The sequence below is a fragment of the Blattabacterium punctulatus genome (assembly GCF_003226695.1).
GTDB lineage: Bacteria > Bacteroidota > Bacteroidia > Flavobacteriales > Blattabacteriaceae > Blattabacterium > Blattabacterium punctulatus.
In genome coordinates, this window is sequence record NZ_CP029808.1 from 235,657 (window position 1) to 249,573 (window position 13,917).

Annotated in this window: 26 protein-coding genes; 25 read left to right on the plus strand and 1 reads right to left on the minus strand. The window is 24.1% G+C overall.

The genetic code is table 11. From position 1 onward, the window contains the following. Positions 1 to 5 precede the first annotated feature (5 nt). Genes rpsS through DM780_RS01290 form a run of 25 tightly spaced genes read left to right on the plus strand, consistent with a single transcriptional unit; the run spans position 6 to position 13,500 of the window. Complete coding sequence (gene rpsS, locus DM780_RS01170) at positions 6 to 290, plus strand: 30S ribosomal protein S19 (RefSeq protein WP_110548655.1); 285 nt, start codon at positions 6 to 8, stop codon at positions 288 to 290. Positions 291 to 306: 16 nt separating this feature from the next. Continuing rightward, on the plus strand, positions 307 to 672 hold the full coding sequence (rplV, locus tag DM780_RS01175) for a 50S ribosomal protein L22 (RefSeq protein ID WP_110548656.1): 366 nt from the start codon (positions 307 to 309) through the stop codon (positions 670 to 672). Between the two features lie 11 nt (positions 673 to 683). After that, positions 684 to 1,397, plus strand: coding sequence for a 30S ribosomal protein S3 (rpsC, locus tag DM780_RS01180; protein ID WP_110548657.1), 714 nt, complete (start codon positions 684 to 686; stop codon positions 1,395 to 1,397). Positions 1,398 to 1,447: 50 nt separating this feature from the next. Further along, positions 1,448 to 1,867, plus strand: coding sequence for a 50S ribosomal protein L16 (gene rplP / locus DM780_RS01185; RefSeq protein ID WP_110548658.1), 420 nt, complete (start codon positions 1,448 to 1,450; stop codon positions 1,865 to 1,867). After that, complete coding sequence (locus DM780_RS01190) at positions 1,864 to 2,064, plus strand: 50S ribosomal protein L29 (protein WP_110548659.1); 201 nt, start codon at positions 1,864 to 1,866, stop codon at positions 2,062 to 2,064. The genes rplP and DM780_RS01190 overlap by 4 nt, the downstream gene beginning before the upstream one ends. Further along, complete coding sequence (gene rpsQ, locus DM780_RS01195; protein ID WP_110548660.1) at positions 2,051 to 2,344, plus strand: 30S ribosomal protein S17; 294 nt, start codon at positions 2,051 to 2,053, stop codon at positions 2,342 to 2,344. The genes DM780_RS01190 and rpsQ overlap by 14 nt, the downstream gene beginning before the upstream one ends. A gap of 1 nt (position 2,345) precedes the next feature. After that, positions 2,346 to 2,717, plus strand: coding sequence for a 50S ribosomal protein L14 (gene rplN, locus DM780_RS01200; RefSeq protein WP_110548661.1), 372 nt, complete (start codon positions 2,346 to 2,348; stop codon positions 2,715 to 2,717). 28 nt (positions 2,718 to 2,745) lie between these two features. Further along, entirely contained in the window at positions 2,746 to 2,991 is a 246-nt protein-coding gene (rplX, locus tag DM780_RS01205) for a 50S ribosomal protein L24 (RefSeq protein WP_110548662.1), read from the plus strand. After that, positions 2,972 to 3,532, plus strand: coding sequence for a 50S ribosomal protein L5 (rplE, locus tag DM780_RS01210; protein ID WP_172540211.1), 561 nt, complete (start codon positions 2,972 to 2,974; stop codon positions 3,530 to 3,532). The genes rplX and rplE overlap by 20 nt, the downstream gene beginning before the upstream one ends. Beyond that, positions 3,533 to 3,802 (plus strand): 30S ribosomal protein S14, encoded by a 270-nt coding sequence (gene rpsN / locus DM780_RS01215; RefSeq protein ID WP_110478041.1) that lies wholly within the window; start codon positions 3,533 to 3,535, stop codon positions 3,800 to 3,802. A 26-nt stretch (positions 3,803 to 3,828) separates the two neighbouring features. Continuing rightward, positions 3,829 to 4,218 carry a 30S ribosomal protein S8 gene (gene rpsH, locus DM780_RS01220; RefSeq protein WP_110548663.1) on the plus strand — a complete coding sequence of 130 codons (390 nt, stop codon included), beginning with the start codon at positions 3,829 to 3,831 and terminating at the stop codon, positions 4,216 to 4,218. Positions 4,219 to 4,232: 14 nt separating this feature from the next. Then, entirely contained in the window at positions 4,233 to 4,778 is a 546-nt protein-coding gene (rplF, locus tag DM780_RS01225) for a 50S ribosomal protein L6 (protein WP_110548952.1), read from the plus strand. Between the two features lie 5 nt (positions 4,779 to 4,783). After that, entirely contained in the window at positions 4,784 to 5,122 is a 339-nt protein-coding gene (gene rplR, locus DM780_RS01230; RefSeq protein ID WP_110548664.1) for a 50S ribosomal protein L18, read from the plus strand. Positions 5,123 to 5,129: 7 nt separating this feature from the next. Further along, the gene (rpsE, locus tag DM780_RS01235) at positions 5,130 to 5,663 is read left to right on the plus strand and encodes a 30S ribosomal protein S5 (RefSeq protein ID WP_110548665.1); all 534 of its coding nucleotides are present in this window, start codon (positions 5,130 to 5,132) and stop codon (positions 5,661 to 5,663) included. Positions 5,664 to 5,689: 26 nt separating this feature from the next. Continuing rightward, a complete protein-coding gene (gene rplO / locus DM780_RS01240) occupies positions 5,690 to 6,145 on the plus strand; it encodes a 50S ribosomal protein L15 (RefSeq protein WP_110548666.1) in 456 nt (151 codons plus the stop codon). A gap of 19 nt (positions 6,146 to 6,164) precedes the next feature. Further along, positions 6,165 to 7,577, plus strand: a complete 1,413-nt coding sequence (secY, locus tag DM780_RS01245) for a preprotein translocase subunit SecY (protein ID WP_110548667.1) — start codon at positions 6,165 to 6,167, stop codon at positions 7,575 to 7,577. Between the two features lie 60 nt (positions 7,578 to 7,637). Then, on the plus strand, positions 7,638 to 7,853 hold the full coding sequence (infA, locus tag DM780_RS01250; RefSeq protein ID WP_014246190.1) for a translation initiation factor IF-1: 216 nt from the start codon (positions 7,638 to 7,640) through the stop codon (positions 7,851 to 7,853). Positions 7,854 to 7,879: 26 nt separating this feature from the next. Further along, positions 7,880 to 7,996 (plus strand): 50S ribosomal protein L36, encoded by a 117-nt coding sequence (gene rpmJ / locus DM780_RS01255; protein WP_014246191.1) that lies wholly within the window; start codon positions 7,880 to 7,882, stop codon positions 7,994 to 7,996. A 30-nt stretch (positions 7,997 to 8,026) separates the two neighbouring features. Next, positions 8,027 to 8,404 carry a 30S ribosomal protein S13 gene (gene rpsM, locus DM780_RS01260; protein WP_110548668.1) on the plus strand — a complete coding sequence of 126 codons (378 nt, stop codon included), beginning with the start codon at positions 8,027 to 8,029 and terminating at the stop codon, positions 8,402 to 8,404. A gap of 20 nt (positions 8,405 to 8,424) precedes the next feature. Further along, positions 8,425 to 8,811 carry a 30S ribosomal protein S11 gene (gene rpsK, locus DM780_RS01265; protein WP_110548669.1) on the plus strand — a complete coding sequence of 129 codons (387 nt, stop codon included), beginning with the start codon at positions 8,425 to 8,427 and terminating at the stop codon, positions 8,809 to 8,811. Between the two features lie 13 nt (positions 8,812 to 8,824). After that, complete coding sequence (gene rpsD / locus DM780_RS01270) at positions 8,825 to 9,433, plus strand: 30S ribosomal protein S4 (RefSeq protein ID WP_110548670.1); 609 nt, start codon at positions 8,825 to 8,827, stop codon at positions 9,431 to 9,433. Between the two features lie 11 nt (positions 9,434 to 9,444). Continuing rightward, positions 9,445 to 10,449: a DNA-directed RNA polymerase subunit alpha gene (locus DM780_RS01275; RefSeq protein ID WP_110548671.1), complete on the plus strand. Its 1,005-nt coding sequence runs from the start codon at positions 9,445 to 9,447 to the stop codon at positions 10,447 to 10,449. Positions 10,450 to 10,462: 13 nt separating this feature from the next. After that, positions 10,463 to 10,897 carry a 50S ribosomal protein L17 gene (rplQ, locus tag DM780_RS01280; protein WP_110548672.1) on the plus strand — a complete coding sequence of 145 codons (435 nt, stop codon included), beginning with the start codon at positions 10,463 to 10,465 and terminating at the stop codon, positions 10,895 to 10,897. Then, the gene (gene eno / locus DM780_RS01285; protein WP_110548673.1) at positions 10,897 to 12,189 is read left to right on the plus strand and encodes a phosphopyruvate hydratase; all 1,293 of its coding nucleotides are present in this window, start codon (positions 10,897 to 10,899) and stop codon (positions 12,187 to 12,189) included. The genes rplQ and eno overlap by 1 nt, the downstream gene beginning before the upstream one ends. A gap of 36 nt (positions 12,190 to 12,225) precedes the next feature. Further along, the gene (locus DM780_RS01290; protein ID WP_110548674.1) at positions 12,226 to 13,500 is read left to right on the plus strand and encodes an SLC13 family permease; all 1,275 of its coding nucleotides are present in this window, start codon (positions 12,226 to 12,228) and stop codon (positions 13,498 to 13,500) included. On the opposite strand, the gene DM780_RS01295 is transcribed toward DM780_RS01290, so the two are convergent. Next, positions 13,474 to 13,884: a hypothetical protein gene (locus DM780_RS01295; RefSeq protein WP_110548675.1), complete on the minus strand. Its 411-nt coding sequence runs from the start codon at positions 13,882 to 13,884 to the stop codon at positions 13,474 to 13,476. The genes DM780_RS01290 and DM780_RS01295 overlap by 27 nt on opposite strands. Positions 13,885 to 13,917: the final 33 nt, after the last annotated feature.

The window sequence follows — 13,917 nt, forward strand, 5'->3', positions numbered from 1 at the left end:
ATATTATGGCAAGATCTTTAAAAAAAGGACCATTTGTTTCTCAAAAATTGTATAAAAAAGTTTTGAAAAATATTAAACTTGAAAAAAAATCTATTATTAAAACATGGTCTAGACCATCTACAATTATTCCAGATTTTGTAGGACAAACTTTTGCAGTTCATAATGGAAGACAATTTATTAATGTGTATATTACAGAAAATATGATTGGTCATAAATTAGGTGAATTTTCTCCTACTCGTACTTTTAGAGGACATACTGGTTCTAAAAATAAATTAAAAATAAAAAGTTAGAATTTTCTTAAAACAAATGAATTTTAAAGAAAAAACTATTGTTTCAGGATCTTTAAATAAAATTCGAAGTTCTCCCAGAAAAATAAGATTAGTAGTTGATATTATTCGTAATAAAGAAATTAAAAATGCTTTGGATATATTAAAATATAGTAAAAAACATAGAATTTCTATTTCATTAAGAAAATTATTAATTTCTTTATTATCTAATTATAAAAAAAAATATATAGAAGATAATATTGATGAAAAATCTTTATATATAAAGGAAATTAGAGTTGATCAAGGAAAAACTTTAAAAAGATTACGTCCTGTACCTCAAGGTAGAGGTCATAGAATTAGAAAAAGATCAAGTAATGTAGTAGTTACTTTAGGAAAGAGAAAATAAATGTAATATATATGGGACAAAAAACTAATCCAATTGTCAATCGTTTAGGAATTGTGATGGGCTGGCAATCTAGTTGGTGTAATAATTATAAGGATAGAATACAAGAGGATTTTAAAGTTAGAAGGTATATAGAAACTCGTTTACTTAAAGGAATTGTTTCTCGAATTTTTATAGATAGAACTCTGAAATTTATAACGATAACTATTAGAACATCGAGACCGGCTCTTGTTATAGGAAAAAGAGGAGAAGAAGTGGATACTATTAGAAAAAAATTAAGAAAATTTACTAAAAAAGAAGTTCAAATTAATATATCTGAAGTAAGAAGACCAGAGTTAGATGCACCTTTAGTAGCTAAAGGATTGGTTAGACAATTGGAAAATAGAATATCTTATAAAAAAGTAATTAAATTATCTATTATTTCAGCTATGAGAATGAATGCTCAAGGTATAAAAATTCAGATTTCTGGAAGATTGAATGGATCTGAAATGGCGAGACGAGAATCTTATAAAGAAGGTCGAATTTCTCTTGGAACTTTTCGGGCAGATGTTGATTATCATATGGCAGTTGCTCATACAGTTTATGGAAGTATTGGGGTAAAAGTTTGGATTATGAAAGGAGAAATATATGGAAAAAAAGAATTATCTCCATTATTTGGATTACAACAAAAAAAATCACGTTTTTATAATAATAAATTTTCTTCTTTTAATAAAAAGAAAAAAGTATAATTTTTTTTATAATATAATATCTAGTTAATATTTAGTTATTATTTTTATGTATGTTACAACCAAAAAAAACAAAATATAAAAAAAATCAAAAAGGTAGAATCCGTGGGAATGCTTCAAAAGGACTTATTCTTTCAAGAGGATTATATGGAATAAAAGCGATGGAAGGTGCGTGGATTACATCTAGACAATTAGAAGCTGCTCGTGTAGCTGCTACTAGATATATGAAAAGAGAGGGAAGATTGTGGATAAATATTTTTCCAGATAAACCAATCACAAAAAAACCACAAGAAGTTCGTATGGGAAAAGGAAAAGGCCCTGTAGAATTTTGGGTATCTATTGTTAAACCTGGAAGAATATTATTTGAAATAGATGGTGTAGAAATGATAATTGCTAAGGAAGCATTAAGATTAGCTTCTCAAAAATTTCCTATAAAGATGAAATTTATTTTTTCAAAAGAATTTGTAAAATGAAAAAATATTCGGAAATTCAAATTTTATCTATTAATGATATTAAAATAAATATAAAAATTCAAAAAAAAAATTATCAAAAAATGAAATTTGATCAAGTTTTGAATTTTAAAAAAAAATTTGTAAAAATTAGGATTTTGAGAAGATATATCGCTAAATTAAAAACTGAATTAAATAAAAAAATAAATGATAATAAATAAGGAAAGTAGTAGAAGTATTACTGTTCCTAGAAAAAATAGTAGAAAACAAAGAATAGGAATAGTAGTTAGTAATAAAATGAATAAAACAATTATTGTTTCTGAAACCAAAAAAGTAAAACATAAATATTACGGAAAAAGTATTATAAAAAAGAAAAAATATATGGTTCATGATGAAAAAAATATATCCAAAAATGGCGATCAAGTAAAGATTATGGAAACAAAACCTATTAGTAAAAATAAATGTTGGAGATTAATTTCAGTTTTAGATAAAATAGGATAATATGTTACAACAAGAATCTAGATGTAGAGTTTCTGATAATTCAGGAGCAAAAGAAGCTTTAATTATTCGTGTTTTAGGAGGATCTAAAAAAAGATATGCTTTTTTAGGTGATTCAATAGTTGTTACAATAAAATCTGCTATTTCTAGTGGTGGTATAGTAAAAAAAGGACAAATTGTTAAAGCAATAATAATTAGAACAAAAAAAAGAACGAGAAGAAAAGATGGATCTTATATAAGTTTTGATGATAATGCTTGTGTTTTGATTAATCCTTCTGGAGAAATAATGGGAACTCGAGTTTTTGGACCAGTAGCAAGAGAATTAAGAGATTTAGAATATATGAAAATTATTTCTTTAGCTCAAGAAGTTTTATAGAGTTATATATAATAAAAGTTTATTTAAAATGATAAAAAAAGGAGATAAAATTTCGATTTTATCAGGAAATTATAAGGGGTTAAAAGGAGTAATTTCAAAAGTTTTTCCTAAAAAGAAAAAAGTTATTGTATTTGGAATAAATATGATTCAAAAACATATTAAACCTAATGCAAAAAATCCTAAAGGAGGAATTATAAAAAAAGAAGTTCCTATACATATATCTAATTTAAAAAAAGAAGAAAAAAAGAAAATAGATGATTCCTTATCAGTCTAGATTAAAAAAATTATATAAAGAAAATATAGTTCCAAAATTAATAAAAAAATTTGATTATAGTTCTATTATGGAAGTGCCTAGACTTAATAAAATAATTGTACATCAAGGTATTGGAAAAGCAACATTAGATAAAAAACTCATAGATTTTTCTATGAATGAAATAACATCTATTGTAGGGCAAAAAGCAGTTTTTTGTTATTCAAAACATGATGAATCTGGATTTAAATTAAGAAAAGGTATGCCAATAGGAGTAAAGGTTACCTTACGAAGGACAAAAATGTATGAATTTTTGGAAAGATTAATTACGGTTTCTTTACCTAGAGTAAGAGATTTTAATGGAGTAAAAATAAATAGTTTTGATAGATTTGGAAATTATAATATGGGGATTAGGGAACAAGTAATTTATCCAGAAATTAATATTGATAAAATTAAAAAAAATATGGGGATGAATATTTCATTTGTTACTTCCGCAAAAAGTAATTTAGAAGCTAAATCTCTTTTATTTTATTTTGGAATACCATTTCAAAAAAATGATAAATAAATGGCTAAAGAATCTGTAAAAGCAAGACAAATAAAAAGAGAAAAAATTGTATTAAAATATGCAAAAAAAAGAGAAAGTTTAAAAAAATCTAAAAGTTATGAATTATTGCAAAAACTTCCCCGAAATGCATCCCCGGTACGTTTAAGAAATAGATGTTCAATAAGTGGAAGAAGTAGAGGATATATGAGATTATTTGGAATTTCTCGTATTGTTTTTAGAAATATGGTTTCTCAAGGTCTTATTCCTGGAGTAAAAAAAGCAAGTTGGTAACTGATATTATTATAAAAAAATAAAATATGAATACTGATCCTATTGCAGATTTTTTAACTAGAATTAGAAATGCTTGTTTTGCAAAACATAAAATATTGAAAATTCCCTCTTCTAAATTAAAAAAAGAACTTTCTAAAGTGCTATTAGAAAATGGTTATATTTTAGATTATAAATTGGAAAAAAAGGATAAGGAAATAATTAAAATTGCTTTAAAATATTTTAAAAATAATTCCGTAATTCAACGATTAATTAGAATAAGTAAACCAGGATTAAGGAAATATACTAAATATAAAAATTTACCTCGGGTTTTAAATGGATTAGGAATTGCAATTATTTCTACTTCTTATGGTGTAATAACAGATAAACAGGCAAGAAAAAAAAGATTAGGAGGTGAAATTTTATGTTATGTCTATTAAAAACTTTTTTGATTATGTCTAGAATTGGAAGAATCCCTATATCTATACCTAAGAATGTTAATATAAATATTATTGATAATAAAATAATTATAAAAGGAAAATTAGGAATTTTAAGTCAAAAATTTTCCGAAAAAATAAAAATTATTTTTAAAAATGATAAATTATTTTTAAGTAGAATACAAGAAGATAAAAAAACTAAATCTTTACATGGATTATATCGTGTATTAATTGATAATATGGTAAAAGGAGTTACTAATGGATTTCAAAAAGAATTAGAATTAGTTGGAATTGGATATAGAGTATCTTATTATGAAGAAATATTAGAATTTAATTTAGGTTTTTCTCATAAAATTATGATGAAAATTCCTAAAGAAATTCGTGCAGAAATAAAAATAAATAAAGGTAAAAATCCAATTCTTATATTAAAATCTTACGATAAACAACTTTTAGGTATGATAGCTTCTAAAATTCGTTCATTAAGAGTACCAGAACCATATAAGGGAAAAGGAATAAAATATTTAAAAGAATCTATTCGTAAAAAAACTGGAAAATCTGTTTAAATATTATGAAGGGAAATAAAAAAAAAATTAAAAAATTTTTAGGAACTAAAAAAAAACCTAGAATTACCGTTTTTAGAAGTAATAGAGCTATTTATGCACAAATAATTGATGATTTATCGGGAAAAACTTTAGTATCTTCTTCTTCTAGAGAAAAAATATTTAGAAATAATATGAAAATAAAGCAAACAAAAATAAAATTATCTAATGAAGTTGGAAAATTATTAGGAGAAAGAGCAAGTTTATTAAAAATAAAAAAGGTAATTTTTGATAGAGGAAGGTATTTATATCATGGTAGGATAAAATCCTTAGCAGAAGGGGTAAGAGAAATGGGTTTAGATTTTTAATTAAATTATGGTAATATTTTTAGAAAAAAAAGGGAAACATTCAGGATTAGAACTAAAAGAAAAATTAGTTGGAGTTACAAGAGTGTGTAAAGTTACTAAAGGAAGAAGATATTTTAGTTTTAGTGCTATTGTTATTAAAGGAAATGAAGATGGAATGGTAGGATATGGATTTGGAAAATCTAAAGAAGCTGCTGATGCTATTCGTAAAGCTGGAGAACATGCTAAACGAAATTTATGTAAAGTTTGTATTTATAATGGAACTATACCGCATGAACAAGAAGCTAGATATGGTGGTGCTCATATTCTTATTAAGCCAGCATCTGAAGGAACTGGTATTATAGCAGGGGGGCCTTTAAGAGCAGTTCTTGAAACTGTAGGATTGAGAGATGTTTTATCAAAATCTAAAGGATCATCCAATCCCCATAATATAATTAAAGCAACAATTAAAGCTTTAAAATATATGAGAGATGTTCAGATAATTTCTAAAGAAAGGGGAATTTCTATTGAAAGAGTATATAATGGAGTGGAATATGTAAAGTAGATAAAAAAATATAAATAAATTTTATTATGAAGTTAAATTTTTTGATTCCAAGAAAAGGATCTAAAAAAAAAAAATTAAGATTAGGTAGAGGACAAGGTTCTGGAAAAGGGGGGACTTGTGGTAGAGGACATAAAGGATCAAAATCTCGTTCTGGATATTCTAAAAAATTAGGGTTTGAAGGTGGCCAAATGCCAATTCAAAGAAGAATTCCTAAATTTGGATTTAAAAATCCTAATAGAAAAAAATATTTTATAATTAATTTAGATTCTTTACAAGAATTAGTAGATAAGGGAAAAATATCGGATATTATTAATCAACAAACATTATTAAATAATCGGTTAATAAATAAAAAAAATGGATTAATAAAAATTTTAGCAGGAAGAAAAATATTAAAAATTTCATTAAAAATTACTGCATCTAAATTTAGTAAAAAAGCTATTTTTCATATAGAGAGAGCAGGCGGAAAGGTTTTTTATATATGATATATATAGATTATTATTTATGAATAATTTTTTAATTATATTTCATAATATTTGGAATGCAAAAGAATTACGGAAAAAAATAATAATAACTTTAAGTTTTTTATTAGTATATCGTTTTGGTGCATATATTCCTATTCCTGGAATTAATCCTTTAGGAATTGTTGATTTTATGAAGTCAATGAATTCAGGATCTAAAGGATTAATGCAAATTCTTTCTTCTTTTACGGGAGGTGCTTTTAATCGTGCTTCTATTTTGGCTTTAGGAATTATGCCATATATATCTGCTTCTATTATAATACAATTAATGTGTATTGTAATTCCTTATTTACAAAAAGTACAAAGAGATGGAGAAAGTGGAAAAAGACATATCAATTTTATAACAAGATGGTTAACTGTTGGAATATGTTTAATTCAAGCTCCTTTATATCTTATTTCTTTAACTAAACAATTTAATCCTATTAATGATTCATCATCTTCTTTTTTATCCAATACTTATCTTTTAAATATAAATACTTTTCATGGAAAAATTTTATTTTGGACAATTGGAATAATCATATTAACTTCAGGTACAATGTTTACTATGTGGTTAGGAGATAAAATAACGGATGAAGGGATAGGAAATGGAATTTCTTTAATAATTATGTCTGGAATTATAGTTCGTTTTCCAGATTCTATTGTAAAAGAAATTTATAATAAATTAAATATTAAAAATGGAGGAATGATTATTTTGTTTTTTGAATTTTTATTATGGTTAATAGTAATTCTTTTTTGTATTGTAATTATTCAATCTATTAGAAAAATACCCATCCAATATGTTTCTCATTATAAATCTTTAGGATTAAGTTCTAAATTGATTCATAAAAAACATCAGTATATCCCATTAAAAATGACTTCTGCAGGGGTAATGCCAATTATTTTTTCTCAAGCAATTATGCTTTTTCCATTAACTTTTTTTAATTACGTAAATAATGAAAAAATTAAAAATTTTTTTTATTTATTTCAAGATATTTATGGTTTATGGTATAATTTAGCTTTTTCTATATTGGTGATGATATTTACTTTTTTTTATACAGCAATTACTATTCCAGTAAATCAAATAGCTGATGATTTAAAAAGAAATGGAGGACATATCCCGAAAATAAAACCAGGGAAAGAAACTGTAGAATATATAGATTCTATCTTATCAAAGATAACACTACCTGGGGCAATATTATTAGCTATAATTGCAATACTTCCATCTATAGTTTTTCGTATAGGGATCACTCAAAATTTTTCTTTATTTTATGGGGGGACTTCTTTATTAATAGTTGTAGGAGTTACGTTAGATCTTATACAACAAGTAGATATATATTTATTAAATTATTATTATGACGATTTAATGATGATAAAAAATCGTAATAATAATAGATATATTTCTAATAATAAAATATAGTAATTTTATGTTTATTTTTTATGTATATTATATTTATTATTATGTAATATTTGTATTTTTATGTCTAAACAAAAGCATATCGAAGTAGATGGTATAATTATAGAATCTTCTCCAAATGCTATGTTCCGTGTTGAATTGGAAAATGGTTGTATTGTTAAGGCTCATATTTCAGGAAAAATGAGAATGCATTATATAAAAATTTTACCTGGTGATAAGGTAAGATTAGAAATGTCTTCATATGATTTAAATAGAGGTAGGATTACCTATAGATATTAAAAAATAATTTAAAAATTATTATATATATGAAAGTAAGGACTTCTTTAAAAAAACGAACAGATAATTGTAAATTTATTAGAAGAAAAGGACGTTTACGTATTATTAATAAAAAAAATCCTAGATTTAAACAAAGACAAGGTTAATTTTAATATTAAAAAAATGTATATTATTCTATGGCTAGAATTTCAGGAATAGATATTCCAAAATATAAAAGAGGAATTATTGGTCTTATGTATTTATATGGAATAAGTAAAAGTTTATCAAGTCAAATTTTATTTCATGTTGGAATTGATGAAAATGTAAAAGTAGAAAGTTGGTCTGATGAAGATATTAGTAATATAAGAAAGTATATATCAGATAATATAAAAATTGAAGGTGAATTAAGATCTGAAATTCAATTGAGTATTAAAAGATTAATGGATATTGGATGTTATAGAGGTACTAGACATAGAAAAGGTCTTCCTTTGAGAGGTCAAAAAACTAAAAATAATTGTAGAACTAGAAAAGGAAGAAAAAAAACTGTAGCAAATAAGAAAAAAATAACAAAATAGAATTTTTTCATATAAAAAATATGGCAAAGTTATCATCGGGGAAAAAAAAATCAGTTGTAGTTGATCCATTAGGAGAAGCTCATATTCAATCTACATTTAATAATATTATTATTACATTAACAAATAAAAAAGGAGAGGTAATAGCATGGTCTTCAGCTGGAAAAATGAATTTTAAAGGTTCTAAAAAAAATACTCCTTATGCTGCTCAAATGACTGCAGAAAACGTAGCAAAAGAGGGGTTAAATGCAGGAATTAAAAAAATTGAAGTAAAAGTAAAAGGTCCTGGAGCAGGTAGAGATGCTGCAATACGAGCTTTAAGTAATTCTGGAATTTTAGTAACTTTAATAAAAGATATTACCCCTTTACCTCATAATGGTTGTCGACCACCAAAAAGAAGAAGAGTTTAATTTTTTATAAATTATGGGAAGATATATAGGGCCAAAAACGAAAATTTCTCGTAAATTTGGGGAATGTATATATGGAGAAGATAAATATTTTGAAAGAAGAAAATATCCATCTGGAGAACATGGAAATAATCGCCGTAGAGGTAAACGATCAGAATATTTTATACAATTGATAGAAAAACAAAAAGCAAAATATACTTATGGTATATTAGAGCATCAATTTAAAAAATTATTTATCGAATCTTCAAGAAAAAAAGGAATTACTGGAGAATTGTTATTACAATTCTGTGAATCTCGTCTTGATAATATTGTTTTTAGATTAAAATTTGCTCCATCTAGATCTTCAGCACGTCAGATAATTTCTCATAAGCATATTATGGTGAATAATTCTATTGTTAATATTCCTTCTTTTAGATTAAAACCTGGGGATAAAATTGGAATAAGAGAAAAGTCAAAAAAACATCCAGTTATATTAGAATCTATAAATAAAAAAATAAGAATTATAGTAGAATGGTTAATTTTGGATGAAAAAAATATGTTTGGGATATTTAGAATTATGCCAAAAAGAATACAAATACCAGAAAATATTAAAGAACAATTAATCGTTGAATTTTATTCAAAATAAGAATCAATATTATGAATATTCTAGATTTTGTTAAACCTAATAAAATTACAGTATCTGAATTTTCAGATTGTAAGGGAATTTTTCATTTAAAACCTTTAGAACCTGGTTATGGTATTACATTAGGAAATTCTTTGAGAAGAGTATTATTAAGTTCATTAAAAGGATTTGCGATAACTTCTATTAGAATTAAGGGTGTTAAATATGAATTTTCTACTATAGAAGGTGTAATTGAAGATGTTACTGAAATTATCCTAAATCTAAAAAAAATTCGTTTTAAACAGAAAGTATATGGAGTAACTAAAGAAATAGTTAATACTTTTTTGAATAAAGATGAAAAAGTTACCGGAAAAATTTTTAATAAATTTATTTCTAATTTTCAAATTATAAATACAGATTTATTAATTTGTAATAAAAATAAATCCATTCCATTAGAAATAAGTTTTACTATTGAAGAAGGAAGAGGCTATGTTCCAGCAGAAGAAAATAAAAAAAATAATAATGATTTAATTGGAAATATTCCTATAGATTCTATTTATACTCCTATTAAAAATGTGAAATATACAATAGAAAATTGTCGTGTTGGACAGAAAACAGATTTTGAAACCCTTTTATTAGAAATTAAAACGGATGGATCTATATGTCCTAAAATTGCATTAATGGAAGCTTCTAATATTTTAATTCAATATTTTTCTATTTTTTCTAATGAAAAAATTGGAAAAGAGGAACCTGAAAAAATTGGAAAAGAAAATAAATATGATGAAGATTTTTTACGTATGCGAACATTATTAAAATCTAAATTAAATGAAATGGATCTATCTGTACGTACAAAAAATTGTTTAAAATCTGCTTCTATAGAAACTATAGCTGATTTAGTAATTTGTAATAAAACTAATATGTTAAATATGAGAAATTTTGGAAAAAAATCATTGGAAGAATTGGAAATTAAAATGAAAAATAAAGGTTTATATTTTGGAATGAATATATCTGAATATGAAATAAATAATAAAAATAAATAGATTTTTTATTTTTATGAATCATAGAAAAAAAAATAATCATTTAAGTAGAAAATATGGACATAGAAAATCTATTTTATCTAATATGTCTTCATCTTTGATTAAAAATAAAAAAATTTTTACTACTCTTGCTAAAGCTAAAGCTTTAAAAAAATATATAGAACCTATTATAACAAAATCTAAAATAAATACAACTCATTCTAAAAGAAATATTTTTTCTTTGTTAAGAGATAAAATTGCGGTATCGGAACTTTTTAATGAATCTTTTAAAAAAGTTCGTGAACGTCCTGGAGGATATACAAGAATTATAAAAATTGGATTTCGTTACGGAGATATGGCAAAAGAATCTCTTATTGAATTGGTAGATTTTAATAATATTTATCATTCTAAAAAAAATTTAAAATCGGTAAGACGTAGTGGAAAAAAGAAAAGGGTTAATCCAATAGAATAATGAGAAAAATAAAAATTATTAAAGCAAGACAAATATTAGATTCTAGGGGCAATCCTACTGTAGAAGTAGATGTTATTACAAATAATAATATATTAGGACGTGCCTCAGTCCCATCTGGATCTTCAAAAGGTGAAAATGAAGCCATTGAATTAAGAGATGGAAATACAGAATTTTTAGGTAATGGAGTTTTAAAAGCCGTTCATAATGTGAATAATATTATTGCTCCTGAATTAATAGGAAAATCTGTAATGGATCAATTATATATAGATAGATTAATTTTAAATTTAGATGGAACAAAAAATAAAAGAAGATTAGGAGCTAATGCAATTTTAGGTGTTTCTTTAGCGGTAACAAAAGCGGCATCTAAAGAATTAAATATTCCTATTTATAAATATATAGGAGGAGTATATGCACATTCACTACCAGTCCCCTTAATAAATATTATAAATGGAGGTAAACATTCTGATAGTTCTATAGTATTTCAAGAATTTATGATAGTTCCTGTAGGTGCAAATACTTTTTTTGAAGCTATTCAAATGGGATATAAAGTTTATTATAAATTAAAAGAAATTTTATCTAAAAAAGGATTATCTACAAATATTGGTGATGAAGGTGGTTTTTCTTCTAATTTTAATAATATTGAAGATGTATTAGATAATATTTTAGAATCTATACATTTATCAGGTTATGAACCTTTTGATCAAATAGGGATCGCATTAGATTGTGCTGCTTCTGAATTTTATAAAAAAGAAAAATATAATTATTCTAAATTTGAAAAAATTCAAAATAATAAAGAAAAAATAAAAAAATCTAAAAAAGAACATGTTAATTATTTATCGTTTTTAACAAAACGTTATCCAATTATATCTATAGAAGATGGAATGGATCAAAATGATTGGGATGGATGGAAATTATTAACTAATGAATTAGGTAAAGAAATTCAATTGGTTGGAGATGATCTTTTTGTTACACAAGTTGATAAATTAAATAAAGGAATAAAAGAAAAAATTGCAAATTCTATTCTAATAAAAGTTAATCAAGTAGGAACACTTACAGAAACTATAGAGACTATAAGTCTAGCAAAAAAAAATAAATATAATAATATTATTTCTCATCGTTCTGGAGATACAGAAGATTCTTTTATAGCAGATCTTTCTGTTGCATTTAATATTGAACAAATTAAAACCGGTTCTATTTGTCGTTCTGAACGTACTTCAAAATATAATCAATTATTACGTATTGAAGAATTACTTGGAAAAAATTCTTATTATCCCGGATTATTTTTAAACTAAAAAAAATCGTTAACGATTTTTTTTAGTTTAAAAATAATGGAATTAGTAATCATATCAGTTTTTATTATAGGATATTTATTTATTACTATTGAGAATTTTATATCCTTAAACAAGGTAATTCCATCTATTCTTATGGCAACTATTTGTTGGTCATTAATTATGTTTTGTAATTTACCAGTTTTTGAATTAGATAATGCTTTAATTAAATGGAAAGATCCTAATTATTTATTATCACATCATTTAGGAAATGCTTCTGAAATTATTTTTTTTCTTATTGGATCCATGTCAATAGTTTCCATTATTGATATATATTCTGGTTTTGAAGTTTTAGTAAATTTTTTTTATTCCAATACAAAACGTAATTTTTTATGGATAATAAATTTATTGTCTTTTTTTTTATCTGCAATTATAGATAATCTTACAGCGACTATAATTTTAATTACTATTTTAAAAAAAATTATAGTTAATTATAAAGAACGATTACATTATTTAGGATTAATCATTATATCTGCTAATGCAGGTGGTGTATGGTCTCCAATAGGGGATATAACTACTACTATGTTATGGATTTCTAATAAAGTAACAACTATAAATCTTATAAAAAAAATATTTATACCATCTGCTTTATGTATGTGTGTATCTACTTTTATAGGTTCATTAATGCCTATTTTTAATGGATCAATTCAAATAAAAAAAAATAAATTGTCAAAATCAGATTTTCAAAGAGGATTTTGGGTATTAAAATTTGGTTTAGGTCTTATATTATTTGTTCCTATTTTAAAAAATATAACTGGTATTCCACCATATATGGGGATGATGTTTTCTTTTGGAATTCTTTGTTTAATAACCAATATTTATTATAAAAATCATTTTTCTATGGATAGAATATTGAAAAAGTTAGATTTTTCTAGTATATTATTTTTTTTAGGAATTTTACTTTCTATTTCTTCCTTAGAATCTTTAGGAAAATTATATGATTTATCTAATTGGATTAGTAATATAGTCTATTCATGGAAAATAAAAACTTTTATATTAGGATTAATATCTTCTTTTATAGATAATGTTCCTTTAGTAGCAGCTATTATATCTATGTTTAATTATTCTATAGATCATGAATTTTGGCATTTTATAGCTTATATGTCTGGAACAGGAGGGAGTATTTTACTAATAGGATCAGCTTCTGGAATAACAGCTATGGGAATGGAAAAAATAGATTTTTTTTGGTATTTAAAAAATATTAGTTGGTTAGCTTTTATAGGATTTTTATCTGGTTTTTTATATTTATTAATTTATCCATTTTTTTCTTTGTAATAATTCTATAAATGCACCTCCAAGATATGAAAAATGAAAAAATATAGGAAGAATTACAATTTCAAACCATAATGGAAGTGTATATAAAAAAATATGAATAAAGGCAATAATAAATAAAATAATTCCAGTTAATCCTGCATAAGCTTTTTTAGCATTTTGTACAAAAAAAGCTGTTGTAATTCCTCCTAATAAAGCACTAAAAGCATAGAAAAAAAATAAAGTTATGAAAAAACTAGAAGGAGCATGAATAAATACATATTGTATATTTTTCAATGGAATGAATTGTATATTGATAAACCAGTTTTTTATTAATTTAATGGAATAAATTATTTCAGTGATACTAACTAATATTCCTATGAATACTGCAAAAAAATTTCTATACATATAACATTATTAAAAAAAGTATTTTTTTTGTTA

Bases quoted from the DNA above. Each gene is read 5' to 3' on its own strand.
- rplV (WP_110548656.1), top strand. From the start codon at position 307: ATGAATTTTAAAGAAAAAACTATTGTTTCAGGATCTTTAAATAAAATT.
- rpmJ (WP_014246191.1), top strand. From the start codon at position 7,880: ATGAAAGTAAGGACTTCTTTAAAAAAACGAACAGATAATTGTAAATTT.
- rplX (WP_110548662.1), top strand. From the start codon at position 2,746: ATGATAAAAAAAGGAGATAAAATTTCGATTTTATCAGGAAATTATAAG.
- eno (WP_110548673.1), top strand. From the start codon at position 10,897: ATGAGAAAAATAAAAATTATTAAAGCAAGACAAATATTAGATTCTAGG.
- rpsE (WP_110548665.1), top strand. From the start codon at position 5,130: ATGGTAATATTTTTAGAAAAAAAAGGGAAACATTCAGGATTAGAACTA.
- rpsN (WP_110478041.1), top strand. From the start codon at position 3,533: ATGGCTAAAGAATCTGTAAAAGCAAGACAAATAAAAAGAGAAAAAATT.
- rplO (WP_110548666.1), top strand. From the start codon at position 5,690: ATGAAGTTAAATTTTTTGATTCCAAGAAAAGGATCTAAAAAAAAAAAA.
- rplQ (WP_110548672.1), top strand. From the start codon at position 10,463: ATGAATCATAGAAAAAAAAATAATCATTTAAGTAGAAAATATGGACAT.
- rplP (WP_110548658.1), top strand. From the start codon at position 1,448: ATGTTACAACCAAAAAAAACAAAATATAAAAAAAATCAAAAAGGTAGA.
- DM780_RS01290 (WP_110548674.1), top strand. From the start codon at position 12,226: ATGGAATTAGTAATCATATCAGTTTTTATTATAGGATATTTATTTATT.
- rplN (WP_110548661.1), top strand. From the start codon at position 2,346: ATGTTACAACAAGAATCTAGATGTAGAGTTTCTGATAATTCAGGAGCA.
- rplR (WP_110548664.1), top strand. From the start codon at position 4,784: ATGAAGGGAAATAAAAAAAAAATTAAAAAATTTTTAGGAACTAAAAAA.
- DM780_RS01295 (WP_110548675.1), bottom strand. From the start codon at position 13,884: ATGTATAGAAATTTTTTTGCAGTATTCATAGGAATATTAGTTAGTATC.
- infA (WP_014246190.1), top strand. From the start codon at position 7,638: ATGTCTAAACAAAAGCATATCGAAGTAGATGGTATAATTATAGAATCT.
- rpsM (WP_110548668.1), top strand. From the start codon at position 8,027: ATGGCTAGAATTTCAGGAATAGATATTCCAAAATATAAAAGAGGAATT.
- secY (WP_110548667.1), top strand. From the start codon at position 6,165: ATGAATAATTTTTTAATTATATTTCATAATATTTGGAATGCAAAAGAA.
- rplE (WP_172540211.1), top strand. From the start codon at position 2,972: ATGATTCCTTATCAGTCTAGATTAAAAAAATTATATAAAGAAAATATA.
- DM780_RS01275 (WP_110548671.1), top strand. From the start codon at position 9,445: ATGAATATTCTAGATTTTGTTAAACCTAATAAAATTACAGTATCTGAA.
- rpsC (WP_110548657.1), top strand. From the start codon at position 684: ATGGGACAAAAAACTAATCCAATTGTCAATCGTTTAGGAATTGTGATG.
- rpsK (WP_110548669.1), top strand. From the start codon at position 8,425: ATGGCAAAGTTATCATCGGGGAAAAAAAAATCAGTTGTAGTTGATCCA.
- rpsS (WP_110548655.1), top strand. From the start codon at position 6: ATGGCAAGATCTTTAAAAAAAGGACCATTTGTTTCTCAAAAATTGTAT.
- rpsH (WP_110548663.1), top strand. From the start codon at position 3,829: ATGAATACTGATCCTATTGCAGATTTTTTAACTAGAATTAGAAATGCT.
- rpsQ (WP_110548660.1), top strand. From the start codon at position 2,051: ATGATAATAAATAAGGAAAGTAGTAGAAGTATTACTGTTCCTAGAAAA.
- DM780_RS01190 (WP_110548659.1), top strand. From the start codon at position 1,864: ATGAAAAAATATTCGGAAATTCAAATTTTATCTATTAATGATATTAAA.
- rpsD (WP_110548670.1), top strand. From the start codon at position 8,825: ATGGGAAGATATATAGGGCCAAAAACGAAAATTTCTCGTAAATTTGGG.
- rplF (WP_110548952.1), top strand. From the start codon at position 4,233: ATGTCTAGAATTGGAAGAATCCCTATATCTATACCTAAGAATGTTAAT.